This is a genomic window from Dokdonia sp. MED134, assembly GCF_000152925.2.
In the GTDB taxonomy this organism is placed as follows: Bacteria; Bacteroidota; Bacteroidia; order Flavobacteriales; family Flavobacteriaceae; genus Dokdonia.
The window spans coordinates 521,013-541,838 of record NZ_CP009301.1; the positions used below are offsets into that span (position 1 = coordinate 521,013).

Here is a 20,826-nt window from a genome sequence, read left to right on the forward strand (position 1 = left end):
TATGAATAATAATGATGTTACTTAACGCGTATCCACTCTTGAGTTCTATATAAAAAAGCAATATAACCTCTAAGATAGAGCTTATCTGGATTATCATTTTCTATCCAGATTTTTGCCTTATAGGTTTTCCCTTTTTCTGGATCAAAAACAGTACCTCCGGTATACTCTTCATCATCTCTTTCTAGGTTTTTGATAATGTCCAGACCAAGTACCGGCTTGTTATACTCTTCTCCCTCGCAGTAAATACATAGTTTATCTCGATCTTGAGGATTAAGTATATCTGTAATTTTACCATAAACTTTATCACCCTTTTTATAAATCTCTACGATAGATTTTGCTTCACCAGTCTCATCATCTATAGTTTTCCATTTACCAAAAACAGAGTCTTGTTGTGCCACAGCACTTACAGTAAACAGTATTACGATAAAAAAACTAATTAGATACTTCATAATGTCATAAGTGTATTTGTGTTTTAAACCAAAAAATGGCAATTCTTAAGAATCGCCATTTTTTATAAAAGTTGTAATCTACTAGTTTTTACCTAGCATCGCTTCTTTAAGATCATCATCTGCAGGGTCGCTACCTAACCAAATTCCAAAAAGTGCTTTTTTGAATTCTAATCCTGGTATCATTCCTACTTCTTTACCGTTTTTACTAACAACAGTTCCTTTTCCTTTTACATAAGAAATATCAAAAACATTTGTTTTTACAATCTTATCGCTAAAGAAACCTTTGAATTTTGTGATTTGTGCATCTAGGGAACTTGTGTCTCCGTTCATAGAAGCGTCAAAACCATCATCTACAGCTCCTATCATTTTCTTACTTGACACCATACCAGAAACAATATCTAGTTTCATAGCCATTGTCTCATCTGCATTTACAATAGCAGCGGCATCACTCTTTTTTGAAGCTAGGTATAATCCTCCTGCATATAGATCAAAGATTACTTTTTCTCTCATTCCCGCACCGTTTAGTACAAGATTTGTTCCTTCTACAGTCATTGTATTAGGTAATGTTGCATCACCTACAACTGTTTGAGCTTGGCTAAAAGTAAGACTACATACTGCTACTAGTGCTAATAAATACTTTTTCATAATTTACGTTTGTGTTAATTTAATTAGGGTTTTTGTGTAATATCCTTAGTTTTTGCAATGTTGCATTGAGCTCAAATCCTAATAATATAAGATTTGAGTTCAACCAAATATAAAGCATCATTATCAATAATGCACCTATTGAGCCATACAACTCATTATATCTCCCAAAAGTGTCGATATAAATACCAAAAAGGTACGTGGTTATCATAAATAATACAGTAGTCATTAATGCACCTGGTGAAAAAAATCTGCTTTTGCGCCCCTCTTTGGTACCAAAATAATAGAGCGTTGCAATCACAGCATATATCATTATCAATACAAACACGTTTTTTCCAACCGATAGCAATGTTATATCTAAATCTGTACTCATAAAATCCCTCTCCTTGAGAGAAACGAGTAAATACTCAAAATAAACAACTACCGATATAGTAGTAACCAACAACAATGCCAAGATAATAGAAGTCGCTATAGCCACAGCATACTGCCTAAAAAAGCTTCGATTAATCTCATTGTAATGAGAACCCTCAAAACCACTAAAAATGGAGTTAACACCATTTGCCGTAAGAAACAAAGCAAGAAGACCAGCTACAGACAGTAAGCCTGCACGCTCATTTTGTGCAATATCACTTATAATAGGCCTAAAGAAATCTAGTGACTGTGATGGTATGAGCTCATAAATAAACGCCATAAACTTAATATCAAAGTCTGGAACAGGTACATAAGGTATAAGATTAAGCACAAATATAAGCGCGGGAAAAATGGCCATAAAAAAACTATAAGCAATAGATCCTGCTCTAGATCCCAGTGCGCCTTTTATAATACCTGTAAAGTAAGCGCGTGACAAGTTTAGTAAAGTCATTCCTTCAAAACCAGGAATCACCACCTTATCTAGCATTGCTACGATCCAGCAAAAAGGCTTGAACCGCATAAGGCGTTGCTCTAAGGTCTTGTCTGAAGCCATTATACCGCTTTAAGGCTTAAATCTAGATTATAAACAGAGTGAGTAAGTGCTCCACTAGAGATATAATCTACACCACAAAGTGCATACTCGCGTATGGTCTCTTCATTAATACCACCAGAAGATTCTGTAAGGCATTTATCACCTATAAGAGCAACCGCCTTACGCGTATCTTCATAATTAAAATTATCAATAAGAATACGGTATACGTGCTCGTGATTTTCAAGAATCTCTTCTATCTCCTCAAGGCTTCTCGCCTCTACGATTATTTTAAGATCTCGATTTTCAGTTTTAAGATACGCTACAGTTTTAAGTATCGCCTTAGTCACTCCTCCAGCAAAGTCTATATGATTATCCTTAAGCATAATCATATCATATAATGCAAAACGATGATTTTCTCCCCCTCCTATTTTTACTGCCCATTTTTCTAAGGCGCGTATACCTGGAGTGGTCTTTCTTGTGTCAAGTATTTTTGTACCTGTTCCCTCTAGTAGGTTTACAAAGAACTTTGTTTTGGTCGCTATAGCGCTCATACGCTGCATTGCGTTAAGTACCAGTCGCTCTGCCTTTAAGATGCTTTGGCTCGAGCCAGATACATAAAATGCAATGTCTCCATACTTTACCTGATCACCATCTGTAAGTATATCCTCAACTACGAGGCTGTCATCTACGTAGGCAAATACCGCTTTCGCGAAAGCGCAACCCGCAAGAATCCCCTCATCCTTCACCAGCAACTTTGCTTTGCCCGTCGCATCTGCCGGAATACAAGCTAGACTACTGTGATCTCCATCACCTACATCTTCTCTTATTGCATTAGAAATTATACCATCTATCTCAAGCTGAAACTGCGCTTCTGTTATCATAAAAATATAAAATACGGTTTCTGTAAAAATAAGGAAACACAAACACATCCATCGTCATAGAGAGATTTGTATTTTTGCAAAATGAATATAAAACTTCTATGCGTAGGCAAGACAGATAACAAGCAGCTACAGGTACTCGTAGATGAGTACAGCAAGCGCTTGAATTTTTATATTAAGTACAATATTGAGACTCTTCCAGATATAAAGAATGTGAAAAATCTCAGTGAGCAAGAGCAAAAGACTAAAGAAGGCGCCCTCATACTTTCAAAATTGGGTCCCTATGACCACCTTGTGCTCTTTGACGAGAATGGCAAATCATTTTCTAGCGTGGGGTTTTCTAAGTTTTTACAAAAAAAGATGAACAGTGGTATAAAAACTTTAGTCTTTGTGATAGGAGGCCCTTATGGTTTTTCTCAAGAAGTTTACAATAAAGCGATAGGTAAAGTATCTTTGTCACAAATGACCTTCTCCCACCAGATGGTACGTTTATTTATCACAGAGCAAATTTATAGAGGGTTTACCATTTTAAAAGGAGAACCTTATCATCATCAATAAACCGAGCCCTACATAGTTTAACCAATATTTATGAGTACTAAAGATACTAAGACGCCGTACTCACGTTATTTTTGTAATACATATACGACTACTATTTAATGAGTTCAAAATCAGGCATAAAAAAGAAAAATAGACTACAGTTACTGCACCAGTATTATGTATACACTGGCTTTTACTCTTTTCTTAAAGATGCACTTAAAAAAGCACTACCACCTATACTATTTGTTGTAGCTGCCATAGTATGCATACACTACTTTGTTATAGACCTTAACACGGCATTACAATATGTGATAGATAATTACTCTAATTTTTTAGTACTTACTTTATTCTTTGTCTCGGAGTCTATACTCGGTATTATCCCTCCAGAGCTTTTTATAGCTTGGAGTGATAAAACTAGTGATCCCGTATTATATCTTTCTATTATTGCATTACTATCTTACCTAGGTGGTGCTGTCTCTTATTTTACGGGGAGAGCTTCTCTTAAAATACCAGCGGTACACAACTACCTTGAAGTAAGAATGGAAAAGCATTTAAAAAATGCTCGTAAATGGGGAGGGTTCTTAATTTTAGTAGGAGCCTTGCTCCCATTACCCTTTGCCGTAGCAAGTCTTGCTGCTGGTATGATTCGTTTTGATTTTAAATATTGGGCACTCTTTGGTCTAGCGCGTTTTGTACGTTATGCGATTTATGGAGCAGCCATTTTTAGCCTTGTCTCTTAAATGAAGTTAGTCTTTGCAACGCACAACCTTAATAAACTTAAAGAAGTACAAGCCCTTGTACCAGGGCATATCACAATATTATCACTTACAGATATAGGATGTGATGAAGATATTGTAGAAGATGCACCTACAATAGAAGGCAATGCGATTATAAAAGCACAATACGTACGTGATCATTATGGCTATGATTGCTTTGCAGATGACACGGGCCTTGAGGTTACCGCCCTAGATGGTGCACCAGGAGTATACTCTGCACGATATGCAGGGCCTCAAAGAAGCGCTTCAGATAATATGGATAAACTTCTCATAGCTCTTGCAGTAAAGCAAGATAGAACGGCGAGGTTTAAGACGGTTATCGCTTTCGCGAAAGCAGAAAAAATAGAGACTTTTACAGGCATATGTGAGGGAGAAATTACAAAAGAACGTTACGGAGATGACGGTTTTGGTTATGATCCTATCTTCAAACCTAACGGCTACGAGGCCACTTTTGCCCAAATGGCAATATCTCTTAAAGGTAAAATAGGCCATAGAGGGCGTGCGATGCAGCAGTTTTTATCTTACTTAAGAGACGAGTAAATTACGTTCTTTAAAAAATTACCAAGTCACTTTACGATTATTCAATTATATATAGTACTTTTGCACCTTGAAAAACCTCAGGGTGAGGTACGGCCACTATTTATGGCACGTGTTGATTGAAGCAATTGGTTAATAAGTCGTTGCGCTTCCTACAGCACGATAACTTATTAAAATTTTGTCTTATGACATTTGATCAACTGGGCCTAAACGCGCCCTTACTTCAGGCTATCGCCGATATGGGATTTGAAACCCCGTCAAAAATCCAAGAAGAAGCAATCCCACAACTACTCGCCGAAGATCGCGATATGGTTGCACTTGCACAAACAGGTACAGGTAAAACTGCTGCTTTTGGTTTTCCACTATTACAAAACATTGATGCTTCAAGCAAGACCACACAAGGTCTTATTATAGCCCCTACTCGTGAGCTATGTCTCCAGATTACTAACGAGATGAAACTTTATGCAAAACACATTAAAGGTGTGCGCGTAGTAGCTGTTTACGGTGGTTCTAATATACAAGAGCAAGCTCGTGAGATCTCACGTGGTGCTCAGATTGTAGTAGCGACACCAGGACGTATGCAAGATATGATGCGTCGTCGTATGGTAGATATTACAAAATTAAGCTACTGTGTTCTTGATGAGGCAGATGAGATGCTTAATATGGGATTCTATGAGGATATTACAAATATTCTTGCAGACACTCCAGAAGATAAACTTACGTGGCTTTTTAGTGCGACAATGCCTAGAGAGGTTGCTCGTATTGCAAAAGAGTTTATGCACGACCCACTAGAGATAACAGTAGGTCATAAAAATGAAGGTGCAAAAAATGTATCACACGAGTACTACGTTGTACACACACGTGATCGTTATCAAGCACTTAAACGTCTTTCTGATGCAAATCCAGATATATTTTCGGTAATATTCTGTCGTACTAAGAGAGATACTCAAAAAGTTGCAGAGCAACTTATAGAAGATGGATATAATGCAGGTGCGCTACACGGTGACTTAAGTCAGAATCAGCGTGACCTTGTTATGAAGAGCTTTAGAAATAATCAAATACAAATGCTTGTTGCAACAGATGTTGCTGCACGTGGTATAGATGTAGATGATATTACACACGTTATAAACTACCAACTTCCAGATGAGATAGAGACATATACGCACCGTTCTGGTCGTACAGGTCGTGCTGGTAAAACTGGTACCTCTATGGTTATTGTGACCAAGAGTGAAATGCGTAAAATCAAGCAGCTCGAAAAGATTTTAGCAAAGAAGTTTGATCAAAAAACAATTCCTGACGGAAAAGAGATTACACAAGTACAGTTATTTCACCTTGCAAATAGCATAAATAACACAGAGATCAACCAAGAGATTGATGCTTATCTTCCAGAAATAGAAGAAGTACTTAAAGACAATACTAAAGAAGAGCTTATAAAGAAAGTCTTTTCGGTAGAGTTTACACGCTTCTTTAATTATTACAAAAAAGCAAAAGATCTTAATCAAAATGCTGTTGCAGCGTTTAAAGAAGAGTCTGGCGATACAACACGTTACTTTATAAACGTAGGTCGTAAAGACGATTTTGACTGGATGAAGCTTAAGGACTTCCTAAAAGAAATGACAGGTTTAGGTCAAGACGGGATATACCGTGTAGATTGTAAAGACGCCTTCTCATTCTTTAATACAGATACAGAGCATAAAGAAAAAGTACTTGCACTCTTTGAAGATTATCAACTTGATGGTCGACGTGTAAGTGTAGAAGAGACACAAGGCGGCGGAGGTCGCGGTGGTAACCGTGGCGGTGGCGGAAGAGGCCGTAGCGGCGGTGGCCGTAGAGGTGGCAATGATGGCTTTAGAGGTGGTCGTAGCGGTGGTCGTAGCGGTGGTGATCGTGACAGATCAGACAGAAAACGTAGTGACCGTCGTGGCGGTGACCGTGATGGAAAGCCTAGCTATGGAGAAGATCAAGGAAGATCTAGAAATCGCTCAGAAAGATCTAGTAGATCAGAAGGCAGATCAGATCGTAGAGGACCAAGTCGCACTCCAGACAGAGCTACAGAAGGTAACAAAAGCCCATTTTCTGGAAAAAGACGCCGTCGCAGCTAGCCTAAAGTGTTAGAATTATTGTAAAAGTTAAATTTTGGTATGGTTTTCTCATAGGATTGCATAAATTGCTACTCTATATGATGAAAACCATACTTTTTTTATTGCTACTTGCCGTATGCACAGTAGGATACTCGCAAGAACCAGCAACCCCAACTGGAGAAACTTCTACAAAGGAGCTTCAAGATGGATTTATAGATGGTAAAGTTTTAAGCAGCAGTACAGATATTGCTTTACAAAACGTAAATATTCTCAACCTTTCAAACTTTAAAGGAGCTACTACAGATAAGCTAGGTAACTTTGACATTAAGGCCGCCGTAAATGATACACTATACTTTTCATATTTAGGTTATAAATCGCTCAAAGTAAGAGTAAGTTCTGACTGGATAAAATATGGAGATGTAAAGATTAAAATGACAGAGATAGGCATTGCACTAGAAGAAGTGGTTGTAGAAGAGATAGAACTTACAGGCTACTTAGAGATAGATGCAAAGAGAATCCCTATTTACAGCAACCAGCGCTATAGCATTTCTGGTCTTAACTCTGGTTATGAAGTAGGTCAAGGACAACCTGGTGCCGTGTCACGCGTGCTGAGCTCTATTTTTAACCCTGCAGATTTTCTTTACAATATATTCAGCCGTAAGAAGGGACAATTGCGCAAGCTACGCCAGATGAAAGAAGATGACAAAGTGCGTAACCTTCTTGAACGTAAATTTGACCGCGAGACTCTGGGCGCTCTACTTCAAATAGACCGTGTAGATATAGATGCTATATTAAAAAATTGTAGCTATTCAGATAACTTTATAATGACTGCAAATGACCTTCAGATTCTAGATGCCATAAGTGAGTGTTATGAAGAGTATCGTGTCTTACAAAATAAGGATTAAGAGATTTAATTACGCTTTCGCGAAAGCGTACTCCTACCCTCTTTCATCTAGATAGCGCTGCTCAATGCGCTCTACATCTTTAATCATTTTACGAGTCCAGGCTAGCTTTTTGTCAAAAAGTTCTTGCTCAGAAAACCTCCAGGCTACAGCCGAAGATTTGAGCTTAGTCATTATATACTGTAATGTTATTGCCGCCGAAACTGAAATATTGAGACTCTCAGTAAAGCCTACCATAGGTATATAAATAAAATCGTCTGCCTCCTCCATCACGAGTTCGCTTAAACCTTCTGTCTCTCTCCCAAAAAATATAGCAGCCTTCTCTGTCACATCAAACTCTTCTAGTCTGTGTGCATCTTTATGTGGTGAGGTCGCAACAATCTTATACCCTTGCTCACGCAGTGATTTTATACAACTAGAAGCACTATTGTGACGCGCTACATCTACCCATTTTTGAGCCCCCATAGCAATCTCACGATCTATACGCTTTGCGTTTACCTCCTCTATAACGTGCAGTTCTTGTACTCCAAAAGATTCACAGCTACGTATTACGGCACTTGTGTTGTGTAATTGATAAACATCCTCTACAGCCACGGTAAAATGTGTTGTGCGCTCGCTTAATACTTTATCAAATAATTGTACGCGACGTTCGGTTAAAAAAGATTGCAGGTAGGTTAAAAGGTCTTGATCCATTAAAAATTGTTTACAGGGTAAAGATACTGTACTTTTAAAGTGTAAAAAACCTATTGAGGAGTATGCAAAAAGTTGTTGTATTATCTGGCGCTGGTATGAGTGCAGAGAGCGGTCTTAAAACCTTTAGAGATGCAAATGGTCTTTGGGAAGGTCACGATGTTATGCAAGTGGCCACACCAGAAGGCTGGAAAGCAAACCAAGAGCTTGTTTTGAGATTTTACAACGAGCGCAGGAAGCAATTACTAGAAGTCTTGCCTAACCAAGGACATCTCGATCTTGTGAAACTAGAAGAAGCCTATGATGTACATATCATCACTCAAAATGTAGATGATTTACACGAGAGAGCGGGTAGCTCACAAGTAATACACCTACACGGTGAATTACTTAAGGTGCGCAGCTGTAAAGACCCATCTCAAGTTCTAGAATGGAAAAAAGATTTAAAAACTGGTGATTTATGTCCTCAAGGAGGCCAGCTTAGACCACATATTGTTTGGTTTGGAGAAGAAGTACCGCTTATGGAAGATGCTGCTCATATTGTTAGTCAGGCAGATTATATCATCATAGTAGGTACCTCTATGCAAGTATATCCCGCTGCTGGACTCATTACACTAGCTCAACCAGATGCAGAAGTGTTTTTTATTGACCCCGCACCATCTATCACACAAAAAAAAGGACTAAAGATACTGCCAGAGAGAGCAACAACAGGAGTTAAAAAAGTGGTAGATACACTTCTTTCTAAATAAACTAACACTTGACACTTAACGAGCTTTATAAAGATCTAGACTACGTCAATCACAGTCGTGAGAAGCGCGCCTACTATGCGCAACTTATTGTTGATAATCCTGATGCAATGAGACACGTACTAGAAATTCTATTTATGGTAGACGACCCTAGATCTAATCGTGCCGGATGGCTTGCGGAGTTTGCCACAAAAATGGATATAACAATTATCTTACCGCATCTTGATTACTTTACAACGCATATGCATACTGTCTATCAGGACTCCGCCTTGAGACCTGTTGCAAAAATTTGCGAATACCTTACAATATCATATTACAAAGAAAAGCACCCAGAAACTAGAAAGATGCTTTTATCAAACCATAAGAATCATATTACAGAATGCGGATTTGACTGGTTAATCACAGATCAAAAGGTTGCTGTAAAGGCTTATACTATGTTTACATTGTATTATTTAGGTACCGAAATAGACTGGATACATCCTGAATTACAACGAATTATGGAAGACGGATATCATACCGGGAGTGCAGCTTTTAAGGCCCGATGCAGACACGTTAATAAATGGATTAAAAAATTCAATAAACTGCAATCTTAACACTGTCAAACGCAGTAAAATCAACGACTACATAATCTAATGTTTAAAGAAAAGTTAAAAGTAGTTAAAGATGAGATTTTAACACTTAAAACTTTCTTAATCCTGTTATATTTGAGCTTTAAACACAAAAACTTCTTATGATTTTACGTACACTATTCATTGCTGGTTTCCTACTAACGGCAACAGTTTCAACTGGACAAAATACTTTTGGAGGCGGCGGCTCTTCTACATCTGCAAATTCTGTTTTTAATCAGAAAATGAACCTTGGATATAAAGCTGGAGCAAATCGCGTTGAAGATAAAAAAATAGATGGATCACCTTATCTTTTTGAAAATTGGGATCGTGCTGCAACGGTTGTAACAAAGGCCGGTGAAAATCTAAAAATTGAAAATGTAAACTTTGACGGCAGAAGAAATAAAATTGTTGCAAAAATCAATAAAGATTCTATTTACACATTTAACTCTCTCGCGGTTGATAAGGCTATTATTAATGGTAAAACTTTTGTAAATATAGAATCTCCTAATAGTGCTGTCATAAAAGTTTACGAACTTGTTGTAGAAACACCAGAATTTAAAATATTAAAAGATCACGTAGTAGATATAAACGAGGGAAGCTCAAACCCAATGCGTGGTACAACGGTTGCTCGTTACATACCTAGAGAGTTTTATATGCTTCTTAAAAAAGATAGTTTCGAAAAATTTAGTCTTAGAAAGAAGAAAGTACTTAAGCTTCTTGCTGCACAAGAAGAAAAAGTAAAAACCTTCGTAGATGAAAATGATTTAAATTATAAAAACGAAGAAGACCTTAATAAGATAATGGAATTTTACACAGGTCTGTAAAAGCAATAACCTACATACTAAAAAAGCCGCCTACTGGGCGGCTTTTTTAGTATGTAGATAGTAATTATAATTATCTATACATTCGCAGTACGACCAGATTTATATGTATAAAAATTTTCTAGCCGCTGTAGGCCTTTTGTGCTGTAGTTTTATGTTTGCTCAGGAGAGTAATCCTTTTGAAGTAGAGCTCAACTACTTTTATGGGAGTATATTGAGACACAACAAAGACATCACATCGCTCATAACCGGGCATCCAGAGGGGTTGATTTTAAGTTATAACAAAAAAACCTACGGCAATCAAGAATGGTCCAGAAGATATAATTACCCTGACTACGGATTTACATTTGCCTATCAAGATCTTAAAAATGACAACCTAGGCAAGACCTATAACGCCCTAGCGCATTACAGTTTCTACTTTCTTAACCGGAAACTTATGTTTAGAGTTGGTCAAGGTATCGGGTATACTACAAATCCTTTTGACATTGATACCAATGTAGCAAATAACGCTTATGGGTCAAGGTTTTTTAGCGCCACACTTGTAATGCTTAACTACAAGCAACCTATCACTCCACAAATATCTTTACAAACAGGACTTTCCTTTTTACACGGGTCAAATGGTAATTTTAAAGCACCTAACACAAGTACAAATACACTAGCAATTAACGCAGGTGTGGTTTATACAAATAAACCGATTCCAGACTATATTCCCAGAGGACCTAGAGAACGCTATACAGAACCTATAGGTTTTAATTTTGCTCTTAATATGGGGCTTAACGAGAGTGATTATGTAGGGCTGGGTCAAGAACCATTCTTAATCTTGACTGCTTATGCAGATAAGAGATTGAGTAAAAAAAGTACCATTCTTGCTGGAGGAGAATTCTTTTTCTCAAAATTCTTAAAGAACGAAATTGAGTTTCTATCTGTAGCCTTCCCCTCAATTGGTGTTACAAAAGACCAAGATTGGAAACGAGCAGGTGTATTTGTTGGTCACGAATTGCGATTTAATAAAACCGCACTTATGACGCACGCCGGTTATTATGTGTACTATCCTTATGATTTTGAAGGTAGGTTCTACCAGCGCGTGGGGCTTAAACATTATATACAAGAAAAATACTTTGTTTCTGCTGCCGTAAAAACGCACGGAGCAAAAGCAGAGGCCGTAGAATTTGGATTAGGAATACGATTATGATGACAACAAACTTAAGATTTATAAGGGCTATATCTACGCTTTCGCGAAAGCGTAATTCCCTCCTACTCGCCCTACTGCTCGCATTTTTTATTTCTTGCGACTCTGAAGATGCAAATGATTGTTTTCAAACAGATGGAGATATCATAACGTATACTCTTGATGTGGATACATTTTCAAAAATCCAAATGGAAGATGACATACGCGTTATACTCAAAGAAGGACCTCAACAAGAAGTTATCGTTGAAACTGGTGAAAATCTAGTGCCAGACCTCAATCTATTTGTAGAACAAGAAACACTTGTACTGCAGAACCTAAATGGTTGTAATTTTTTACGCGAGTATGGAAGGACACTTGTGACTGTAACTTCACCAAATATCACTCGCATACGCCAGGCGTCTGCCTTTGAGATTACCAGTGAGGGTTTACTCAACTATGAATCATTAACTATTGTGAGCAACTCAACTCCTAACAGTCTTAACATTACAGATATTAATAAAAGTGGTGCTGTGACGCTCCATATAAACAGTACTAACCTGGTGGTTTCTGCAAATGGATCAAGTAATATTGCAATGTCTGGAAGTGTTGAAACGGCGTCTATAAACTTTAGCGATGAGTTTCCACAATTCAATGGTAGAAACCTCGAGATAGGCGATTTGACCTTTAACCACACCAGCGCTGCACAAATTGTAGTAAATCCTCAAAACAGCCTGCAAGGCTTTATAAAAGCCACAGGAGACCTTATATCTGTCACAGAACCACCGCTAGTCGATGTAGATGTGCTTTTTACAGGGCAATTAATTTTTGAAGATTAGATTAATTACAATATCTTAAACACTTTGTATATTAAAAATATATTAACACTAATACTAAAATAATGGTAAAAGCAAAATATCAAAACGTTCTTGACCTAGGAGAAAAACTTAACATCCAGAACGGAGATGTAAAAGAAGAAAATGGAGTACTTCACGTAACAGGTACTGCAACAAATCAATATGAGAAAAACCAACTTTGGGATGCTATAAAAGCGGCTGGAGGAGAAAATCCAGGTGACATTGTAGCAGACATTAAAGTCGCAGATACATCTGTTTATGCACGTCATACAGTTGCGAGTGGAGACACACTAGGCAAGATTGCAAAGCATTATTATGGAGATGCAATGAAGTACAAAGAGATTTTTGAAGCAAATAAAGACATCCTTAAAAACCCAGATGTTATACATCCAGATCAGAATCTTGTGATTCCTAATCTAGGATAATATTCAATAACAACATTGAATTACAATCATAAAAAAAGCTCCCAATTTGGGAGTTTTTTACATTTTAGTCTAATCTAAAAATTTTGCACTAAGTATTTAAAGTCAAATACTTACAATGATTATATAAATCAATAATTTATATTTTAAAATTATCCTAATCCTGAAATATAATTACCATAAAGATCATTAAAACGCATCCCTGTGGTGAGTTTATACTTGCTCAGTTTCTTATATTCTACAAGTCCAAAAAGGATAAACTCTTTTAAGAAATAGCGGTCCTCCTCTACTGTTTCGGGCTGATATTTATTTACGAGTTCTTCTAAAGGTGTAATGCTGTCTAGCATTAATTTGTATTCTTTGTCAGTCAAATTATCTTCAAGTTCAAAACCACTTTGCTCAAAGAACCAAGCCAAGACATCACCATAAGGATCTTCTTGATTATCTTTTACAAGCTTTTCGATCTTTGGGAAATAATCATCAAAAAGTGATCGCGTTGCATCACCTATAAGAATTTTTGCAACCTCATCTGCTCCCTCTTGTTCTCCTTCATATACTAATTCCACCTTTCCGGTAATCGCAGGAATGATGCCCATAAGATCAGAATATCGTATTGTGGTTGTTGTATCTCCAGATAACAACATACGACGCTCTGCTGTACTCATTAAGTTTTCAAATGCCGTTATACTCATACGTGCACTTATACCACTCTTTTCATCTATATACTCGCTCTCTCTAGCCACAAAACCTATCTCTTCTATAAGATCTTTTACTAGGTTAGGTACGTGTACTTTAGTCTTCTGGCGCTCGTCTAGATTTGCTTCTTGATCTGTTATAGTACGCGCGATAGCCACTGTTTCTGGATAGTGAGTAAGTATTTGAGAACCTATACGATCTTTAAGCGGAGTAACTATACTTCCTCTATTTGTATAATCTTCTGGATTTGCAGTAAATACAAACTGCATATCAAGCGGTAGTCTCAATTTAAAGCCGCGTATTTGAATATCACCTTCTTGTAGAATATTAAACAAAGCCACTTGTATACGTGCTTGTAAATCTGGCAACTCGTTGATTACAAAAATTGACCTGTTTGCACGAGGAATCATTCCGTAGTGTATCACGCGATCATCTGCATAACTTAGTTTCAGGTTTGCTGCCTTTATAGGATCTACGTCACCTACTATATCTGCAACAGTTACATCTGGTGTTGCAAGTTTCTCTGCAAAGCGCTCAGATCTATGTACCCAGTCTATAGGTGTATCATCTCCTTTTTCCTTAATAAGCTCTGTAGCATACCTCGAGATAGGATTAAGCGGATCATCATTAATTTCTGATCCTGCTACTATAGGCATCCATTCGTCAAGTAGGTTTACCATTTGACGTGCAAGTCTAGTTTTTGCTTGACCACGTAGCCCTAACAGATTGATATTATGTTTACTTAATATGGCTCTTTCTAGTTCTGGTATAACTGTGTGCTCGTAACCGTGTATACCTGTAAATGTAGGTGTACCAGCTTGTAATTTTGATATAAGGTGCTCGCGCAACTCTTCTTTTATACTTCTAGATGTCCACGATGCTTTTTTAAGAGCTCCTAGTGTTTTTATTTCTGTATGATTCATAGCTATTCTTGTTTTACCTCATCTCACAATGAGGTATCTATTCTTTTTTTTACAATTATTTTATTCTCTTCTTTCTGTTGCTTTCATAATCTTGAAAGATCATCTCTCCTAGACCTTGCAGTCCTGTATAGAACGCTTTTCCTTGGTTTGCCTCAGTAAAATTATCTACAAACTGCTGCAGGTAAGGATCATTTGCAATCATAAAAGTGGTGATAGGTATATGAAGCTTACGTGCTTGTCTAGCCATACTGTAACACTTGTTTACAATATACTCGTCTAGTCCATTTGGGTTCTTATAGTAGCGCCCGTCTTTAAGCTTTATACAAGACGGTTTACCATCTGTAATATTAAAGATCTGTTTATTTGAGTTGCGCTTACGCCTCAAGATATCCATAGCGAGATTAAGACCTGCTACTGTGTTAGTGTGGTAAGGTCCTACTTGCAAATAAGGTAAATCCTTAATTTTAATAGGCCAAGCATCATTACCATATACAATTATATCTAAAGAGTCTTTGGGATACCTCGTTGTGATGAGCTGTGCAAGTGCCATCGCTACCTTTTTGGCTGGAGTAATACGGTCTTCTCCATAAAGTATCATACTGTGTGATATATCTATCATAAGTACGGTACTCATTTGTGCCTTAAAGTGGGTTTCTTCTACCACGAGGTCGCTTTCGCGTAAGCGGAAATCTTCTGCGCCGTTATTAATTTGGGCATTACGCAAACTTTCTGTCATAGAGATACGCTCTAGCCCATCACCAAAACGATACTCGCGATAGTCACCAGTATGCTCATCTCCTCTACCGTTAAGTTTTGATCTGTGGTTACCCTGAGAGCTCTTTTTAAGCTTCCCAAAAATTTGATCTAAGGCTCTCTTACGTATGGCGCGCTCTGTCTTCTCTGTGATAGCTGTGCCGTTATTACCGTCTGGCTTAACTTCTTCTCGTATGTAGCCTTTGTCTTTAAGCTCCTGTACAAAGTCGTCTAAGGTATACTCATCATTTGTGAGTTTATATTCTTTATCAAGCTCTTTGAGCCAGTCCATCGCCTCGTCAAAATCACCAGAGGTGTGGGTGATGAGCTCTTGAAATATATCAAGCAGCTGGTCAAAAAGGAATTTTTGCGGAGCGTCATAGGTTTTGAATACAAAACCACTCCTATTTTGTTTTTTTCTCATAGCTGTATAAAATTACTACCTAATAGGTCAATAAAAAAGCGCCTCAACAGAGGCGCTTCTTAATTCTTTATTAAAAGTGAGTGGTAATTACTTCCCTTTAGGCATAATTACAGTGTCTATAGCGTGTATCACTCCGTTTGAAGCATCTACATCTGTCATAATAATTACAGATGTCCCGCCTTTTGCATCCTTAATAACAACGTTTTCTCCGTCCATCATTAAAGTAATTTGCTCTCCCATCACTGTGTTTGTACTAAAAGAACCATTGTTCTTTTTAATAGCGGCAACTACGTCTCCAGCCATATACTCACCAGCTACTACGTGGTACGTTAAGATATCTGTTAACATTGCTTTGTTTTCTGGCTTTACTAGAGTACCTACAGTTCCTTCTGGTAGTTTTGCAAAAGCATCATTTGTAGGTGCAAATACAGTAAATGGTCCCGTACTAGCCAAAGTTTCTACAAGTCCTGCTGCTTTTACAGCTGTTACTAGTGTTGTAAAATTTTCATTACCCACAGCGATATCTACTATTGTACCTGGCTCTTCTACCACAGGCTCCTCTAGCTCTACTACTGCTTGTGCAACTTCCTCGTTAGTTTCTGTTGCTTTTTCTTTAGTTCCTTCGGCGCAAGAAGCAAATAATAATCCTGCTGTTGCTGCCATTAATAAAATCTTTTTCATAACAATTGGTTTTTTTATTTGTTCAAAGATATGCTCATATTCTTAAACAAAAAGCTAATGTTATACCAATGTCTTGTTAATTATTTCATAAGACCTTATTAGGGATACAATTACGCTTTCGCGAAAGCGTGAATAAAACCTTTAAAACATAGCGCATCCATTAACAACTATTTAAGAAATTAAGATTGTCTTTTAATTAACTTTAGTCCCTTGACCGAAAGGTCATTAAAATTCAACCAAAATTTTATAATGAAACAACTCTTCTCACTCCTACTGCTATGCATCTGCACAGTAGTATCTGCTCAAAAACTTGATATATCCTTGCTCAAGGATGTACAACCCCGTAACATAGGCCCAGGCGGTATGTCTGGACGTGTGACTGCTATAGATGTGGTTACAGATAATCCAGATGTAATGTACGTAGGTACAGCTTCTGGAGGTTTATGGAAATCTACTTCTGGCGGAATAAAATGGGATCCTGTTTTTGAAAACGAACTTACAGCATCTATAGGAGCTGTGGCGATACAACAATCTAATCCATCTGTGATATGGGTAGGTACAGGAGAAGGAAACCCTCGTAACTCTCTTAATGGCGGTTATGGTGTTTATAAATCACTAGATGGCGGTAAGACGTGGCAATCTATGGGATTAGAAAAAACCCGTCACATACACCGCGTTATTATAGACCCTACTAATCCAGATGTGGTTTATGTGGGCGCTATAGGTTCTCCTTGGGGAGAACACCCAGAACGTGGCGTTTTTAAAACTACAGATGGCGGTAAGACTTGGAACAAGATTTTATTTACAAACATCAAGTCTGGTGTGGCAGATATGGTTATGGACCCTACAAATCCTAATAAACTTATTGTGGCAATGTGGGAGCACAAACGTGACCCTTGGTTCTTTAAGTCTGGTGGTGAAGGTTCTGGTATGTATATGACGCACGATGGTGGTGACACTTGGAAAAAGCTCACAGATCAAGATGGACTTCCTAAAGGAGAACTAGGTCGTATAGGTCTCTCTATTGCGCCTGGAAGCCCTAACGTGGTTTATGCGCTTGTAGAAGCAAAGAAGAATGCATTGTACCGCTCTAATGATGGCGGCTTTAATTGGAAAAAGATTAATGACAAGAGTGATATAGGCAACAGACCATTTTACTACAGTGATATACACGTAGATCCACAAAATGAAAATCGTGTCTTCTCTGTATTTACCTATGTAAACGTATCTGAAGATGGTGGGAAGAATTTTGACCAACTTATGGGCGCTTACGGAGTAGATAACGGTGTACACCCAGATCACCACGCCTGGTGGATACACCCTAATAATGGTAAGTTTATGATGGATGGTAATGACGGTGGTCTTAACATCACAAAAGATGGTGGTAAGACGTGGCGTTTTATAGGTAACTTACCTGTAGCTCAGTTTTATCACATTAATGTAGATAATGAGTTTCCTTATAATGTATATGGAGGTATGCAAGATAATGGATCGTGGAGAGGACCTGCTTATGTATGGAAAGCTCAGGGGATACGTAACGATTACTGGCAAGAAATCTCTTTTGGAGATGGTTTTGACGTAGTGCCAGATCGCGATGACAGCCAGTATGGATGGTCTATGAGTCAGCAGGGGTTTGTGAGCCGTTATGATTACAAAACAGGAAATAACTATGGTGTTAAGCCTACGCACCCAGATGCAGATGTAAAACTTCGTTTCAACTGGAATAGTGCTATTAATATTGATCCTTTTGATAACAGTACTATATACTTTGGTAGTCAGTTTGTACACAAGTCTACAGATAAGGGACTCACTTGGGAAGTAATTTCTCCAGACCTTACTACAAACGACCCAGAGAAACAAAAGCAATCTGAATCTGGTGGTCTTACTATGGATGCCACCGGTGCAGAAAATCACACTACCATTCTTGTTATAGAACCTTCTCCGCTTGAAAAAGATATGTTTTGGGTAGGTACAGACGATGGCCGTGTACATTACACTACAAATGGCGGATCATCATACACAGAAGTGTCTAATAACTTAAAAGGTTTACCTAAAGGAAGCTGGATTGTACAAATTAAAGCAAGTGATAAGAATAAAGGTGAAGCGCTTCTAGTTGCAAACGACTATAGACGCTTTAACTACACTCCTTATGCCTACAGAACTACAAATTATGGTAAAAGCTGGACGCGCATTGTAGACGAGAATGATGTGCAGAGTTATGCGTTATCAATTATAGAAGATCCAGAAGAAAAGAATCTTTTGTTCTTGGGTACAGATGACGGTCTTTATGTGTCTATTGATGCTGGTAACAACTGGCAGAAATGGACTAAAGGATTTCCTACTACTTCGGTAAAAGATTTAGTAATTCACCCTAGAGAGCACGATCTTGTCATTGGGACCTTTGGACGTGCAGCCTGGGTTCTTGACGATATAAGACCACTGCGTAAGATAGCGAGTGATAGAAGTACGCTTTCGCGAAAGCTACAACTTTTCACCCCTCCTACTGCATATGACGCATCATACCAGCAACCTACGGGAAGTCGTTTTGGAGCAGATGCGATTTACAACGGTGAGAATAGAAAAAGTGGTGCGCAAATCGCATACTATGTTACTAAGCAAAAAGTAGATAAAAAGAAAAAAGGAGACGATAAAGCTGCCGAAGAAGTAGATGAGGCAAAAGTAACTTGGGATTCTATCCACCTTAAAATATATGATGGTGTGAGACAGATACGTCACCTTAAGTGGAAAACTCCAGACAGTACAGGTATCTACAAAACTACTTGGTATATGAATGAATCTGGTGGTGATCGCCCATCTAGACGCATAAGAAAACGTAAGAACGAACCTAGTGGAGTTTCTGTTAAACCAGGAACTTACAAGCTTGTAATGCAGTACGGAGATCAAACAAGCGAGAGCGCTATCACAGTAGAGAGCGACCCAAGGTATGATGTACCACAAAAAGCAATAGACGATAGTTACAATGCTGCCAAAGATCTTGAAGCGATGACTCAAGTAGCCGCAGATGCTGTAAAACAACTTGTAGAGAGCAAGAACCTTGCAAATGATTACAAGAAAATGATTAACAAACTTGATGATAAAAAGGCGTATAAAGATGAGCTAGCCTCTATAAAAGATATGGATAAGCGCATAGATGAAGTAATCGCATTATACATAGGTAAGTTAGATAAAAGGCAGGGTATCACACGTAATCCAGAAATCACAGTGATGAATCGTATAGGTGCTGCCAGTGGTTATGTACGTAGTCGCCCTAACGGACTTACTACGACAGAGACTACTCTTATGTCACACGCACGTAACGAGCTACAGAGCGCTCTAGAGAAGACTAATACATTCTTTAGCACAGAGTGGGCACCATTTGAAACTACGCTGAAAGCTATGGATGTAAGTAGCTTTAAAGAGATAAAAACGTTTAAATTAAACTAAGTATGAAAAAGCTTTTAGCCTTAATACTATTATTCTCATCTCTTGTATCATTGCAAGCCCAAGACCGTGGCGAAGATGATCTAGGCGCGTGGGCAATGATATTCACAAATAATAGAATATCAGAAAAGCTAAGCATACACGCAGAGGCACAGTATAGAACGTACGAGTTTGGGAGTAACTTTAATCAGTTACTCCTGCGTACGGCTCTTAACTACCATATATCAGACAAGGCTATGGCTTCTTTTGGGTATGGTAATATCACCACAGACACAAACTTTCTTGAGTTTGCAGGTGAAGAGAATGTAAATGAAAATCGCCTGTACGAGCAGTTTGTTCTTAAAAATAGTCTTGGCAAATTTAACTTTAGCCATAGATATCGACTAGAGCAACGTTTTATAAATAGACCTGCTGGTGAGAACACTACAGAGCATAGAGCGCGTTACTTTTTACGAGTAACCTATCCTCTTAATGACAAATGGTTTCTAACCGCATATGATGAGATTTTTATAAATCTGCAGAATGACTTTTTTGGGCAGAATAGACTGTACGGTGCTTTAGGGTACAACTTTAGCGAGAACCTAAGTGCACAAATGGGATATCTCAAAAATGATTTTGCGGTAGACACCTATGACAGGTTTCAATTCGCTGTTTTTATAAAAACAGACTGGCGAAATAAAAAAGGATGATAACATCCCTATAATGATTAAAAAACCTCAATCTTATGATTGGGGTTTTCTTTTTTACGCTTTCGCGAAAGCGGAATAGAAAAATATGATAAAAGTGTAAAAAACAAGAAGGATAACCTTTATTGTATATTAATTACACGTAATAATCGTACATTAAATTCTTTAAAG

Annotated in this window: 21 protein-coding genes; 13 read left to right on the top strand and 8 right to left on the bottom strand. The window is 37.9% G+C overall.

Annotated elements, in window-relative coordinates; translation table 11 throughout:
• Positions 1–17 precede the first annotated feature (17 nt).
• The 4 genes from MED134_RS02235 to nadC form a co-directional block, all read right to left on the bottom strand.
• Positions 18–449, bottom strand: a complete 432-nt coding sequence (locus MED134_RS02235; protein WP_021778996.1) for a DUF2147 domain-containing protein — start codon at positions 447–449, stop codon at positions 18–20.
• 81 nt (positions 450–530) lie between these two features.
• Positions 531–1,094: a chalcone isomerase family protein gene (locus MED134_RS02240; RefSeq protein ID WP_021778995.1), complete on the bottom strand. Its 564-nt coding sequence runs from the start codon at positions 1,092–1,094 to the stop codon at positions 531–533.
• A gap of 19 nt (positions 1,095–1,113) precedes the next feature.
• Positions 1,114–2,055, bottom strand: coding sequence for a YihY/virulence factor BrkB family protein (locus tag MED134_RS02245; RefSeq protein WP_021778994.1), 942 nt, complete (start codon positions 2,053–2,055; stop codon positions 1,114–1,116).
• Complete coding sequence (gene nadC, locus MED134_RS02250; protein WP_021778993.1) at positions 2,055–2,915, bottom strand: carboxylating nicotinate-nucleotide diphosphorylase; 861 nt, start codon at positions 2,913–2,915, stop codon at positions 2,055–2,057. The genes MED134_RS02245 and nadC overlap by 1 nt, the downstream gene beginning before the upstream one ends.
• An 81-nt stretch (positions 2,916–2,996) precedes the next feature.
• Between nadC and rlmH the strand changes: the two genes are divergently transcribed.
• The 5 genes from rlmH to MED134_RS02275 all read left to right on the top strand — a co-directional run bounded on the left by rlmH (position 2,997) and on the right by MED134_RS02275 (position 7,748).
• On the top strand, positions 2,997–3,470 hold the full coding sequence (gene rlmH / locus MED134_RS02255; protein ID WP_021778992.1) for a 23S rRNA (pseudouridine(1915)-N(3))-methyltransferase RlmH: 474 nt from the start codon (positions 2,997–2,999) through the stop codon (positions 3,468–3,470).
• Positions 3,471–3,568: 98 nt separating this feature from the next.
• Positions 3,569–4,189, top strand: a complete 621-nt coding sequence (locus tag MED134_RS02260; RefSeq protein ID WP_021778991.1) for a YqaA family protein — start codon at positions 3,569–3,571, stop codon at positions 4,187–4,189.
• Positions 4,190–4,765: a non-canonical purine NTP diphosphatase gene (locus MED134_RS02265; protein WP_021778990.1), complete on the top strand. Its 576-nt coding sequence runs from the start codon at positions 4,190–4,192 to the stop codon at positions 4,763–4,765. It abuts the gene before it with no gap.
• 182 nt (positions 4,766–4,947) lie between these two features.
• On the top strand, positions 4,948–6,864 hold the full coding sequence (locus MED134_RS02270) for a DEAD/DEAH box helicase (protein WP_021778989.1): 1,917 nt from the start codon (positions 4,948–4,950) through the stop codon (positions 6,862–6,864).
• Between the two features lie 77 nt (positions 6,865–6,941).
• Positions 6,942–7,748, top strand: coding sequence for a carboxypeptidase-like regulatory domain-containing protein (locus MED134_RS02275; protein WP_038596897.1), 807 nt, complete (start codon positions 6,942–6,944; stop codon positions 7,746–7,748).
• Positions 7,749–7,781: 33 nt separating this feature from the next.
• Here the strand turns inward: MED134_RS02275 and MED134_RS02280 are convergent, their stop codons facing one another.
• Positions 7,782–8,438, bottom strand: a complete 657-nt coding sequence (locus MED134_RS02280) for a TrmH family RNA methyltransferase (protein WP_021778987.1) — start codon at positions 8,436–8,438, stop codon at positions 7,782–7,784.
• A 62-nt stretch (positions 8,439–8,500) separates the two neighbouring features.
• On the opposite strand from MED134_RS02280, the gene MED134_RS02285 reads away from it, so the two are divergent.
• The 6 genes from MED134_RS02285 to MED134_RS02310 all read left to right on the top strand — a co-directional run bounded on the left by MED134_RS02285 (position 8,501) and on the right by MED134_RS02310 (position 13,054).
• The gene (locus MED134_RS02285; RefSeq protein ID WP_021778986.1) at positions 8,501–9,181 is read left to right on the top strand and encodes an SIR2 family NAD-dependent protein deacylase; all 681 of its coding nucleotides are present in this window, start codon (positions 8,501–8,503) and stop codon (positions 9,179–9,181) included.
• A gap of 8 nt (positions 9,182–9,189) precedes the next feature.
• Positions 9,190–9,771 carry a hypothetical protein gene (locus tag MED134_RS02290; protein ID WP_021778985.1) on the top strand — a complete coding sequence of 194 codons (582 nt, stop codon included), beginning with the start codon at positions 9,190–9,192 and terminating at the stop codon, positions 9,769–9,771.
• 137 nt (positions 9,772–9,908) lie between these two features.
• Positions 9,909–10,610: a hypothetical protein gene (locus tag MED134_RS02295; protein WP_021778984.1), complete on the top strand. Its 702-nt coding sequence runs from the start codon at positions 9,909–9,911 to the stop codon at positions 10,608–10,610.
• Positions 10,611–10,713: 103 nt separating this feature from the next.
• Positions 10,714–11,799, top strand: a complete 1,086-nt coding sequence (locus tag MED134_RS02300; protein ID WP_021778983.1) for an acyloxyacyl hydrolase — start codon at positions 10,714–10,716, stop codon at positions 11,797–11,799.
• Positions 11,796–12,611, top strand: coding sequence for a head GIN domain-containing protein (locus MED134_RS02305; protein ID WP_021778982.1), 816 nt, complete (start codon positions 11,796–11,798; stop codon positions 12,609–12,611). The genes MED134_RS02300 and MED134_RS02305 overlap by 4 nt, the downstream gene beginning before the upstream one ends.
• Before the next feature lie 62 nt (positions 12,612–12,673).
• Entirely contained in the window at positions 12,674–13,054 is a 381-nt protein-coding gene (locus MED134_RS02310; RefSeq protein WP_021778981.1) for a LysM peptidoglycan-binding domain-containing protein, read from the top strand.
• A gap of 149 nt (positions 13,055–13,203) precedes the next feature.
• Here the strand turns inward: MED134_RS02310 and MED134_RS02315 are convergent, their stop codons facing one another.
• From MED134_RS02315 to MED134_RS02325, 3 genes are all read right to left on the bottom strand, one after another.
• On the bottom strand, positions 13,204–14,670 hold the full coding sequence (locus tag MED134_RS02315) for a sigma 54-interacting transcriptional regulator (protein ID WP_021778980.1): 1,467 nt from the start codon (positions 14,668–14,670) through the stop codon (positions 13,204–13,206).
• A gap of 55 nt (positions 14,671–14,725) precedes the next feature.
• Positions 14,726–15,847, bottom strand: coding sequence for a vWA domain-containing protein (locus MED134_RS02320; RefSeq protein ID WP_021778979.1), 1,122 nt, complete (start codon positions 15,845–15,847; stop codon positions 14,726–14,728).
• Between the two features lie 87 nt (positions 15,848–15,934).
• The gene (locus MED134_RS02325; RefSeq protein ID WP_038596903.1) at positions 15,935–16,528 is read right to left on the bottom strand and encodes a fasciclin domain-containing protein; all 594 of its coding nucleotides are present in this window, start codon (positions 16,526–16,528) and stop codon (positions 15,935–15,937) included.
• A 249-nt stretch (positions 16,529–16,777) separates the two neighbouring features.
• Between MED134_RS02325 and MED134_RS02330 the strand changes: the two genes are divergently transcribed.
• Positions 16,778–19,972, top strand: a complete 3,195-nt coding sequence (locus tag MED134_RS02330) for a WD40/YVTN/BNR-like repeat-containing protein (protein ID WP_021778977.1) — start codon at positions 16,778–16,780, stop codon at positions 19,970–19,972.
• A gap of 2 nt (positions 19,973–19,974) precedes the next feature.
• The gene (locus tag MED134_RS02335) at positions 19,975–20,658 is read left to right on the top strand and encodes a DUF2490 domain-containing protein (protein WP_021778976.1); all 684 of its coding nucleotides are present in this window, start codon (positions 19,975–19,977) and stop codon (positions 20,656–20,658) included.
• Positions 20,659–20,826 lie beyond the last annotated feature (168 nt).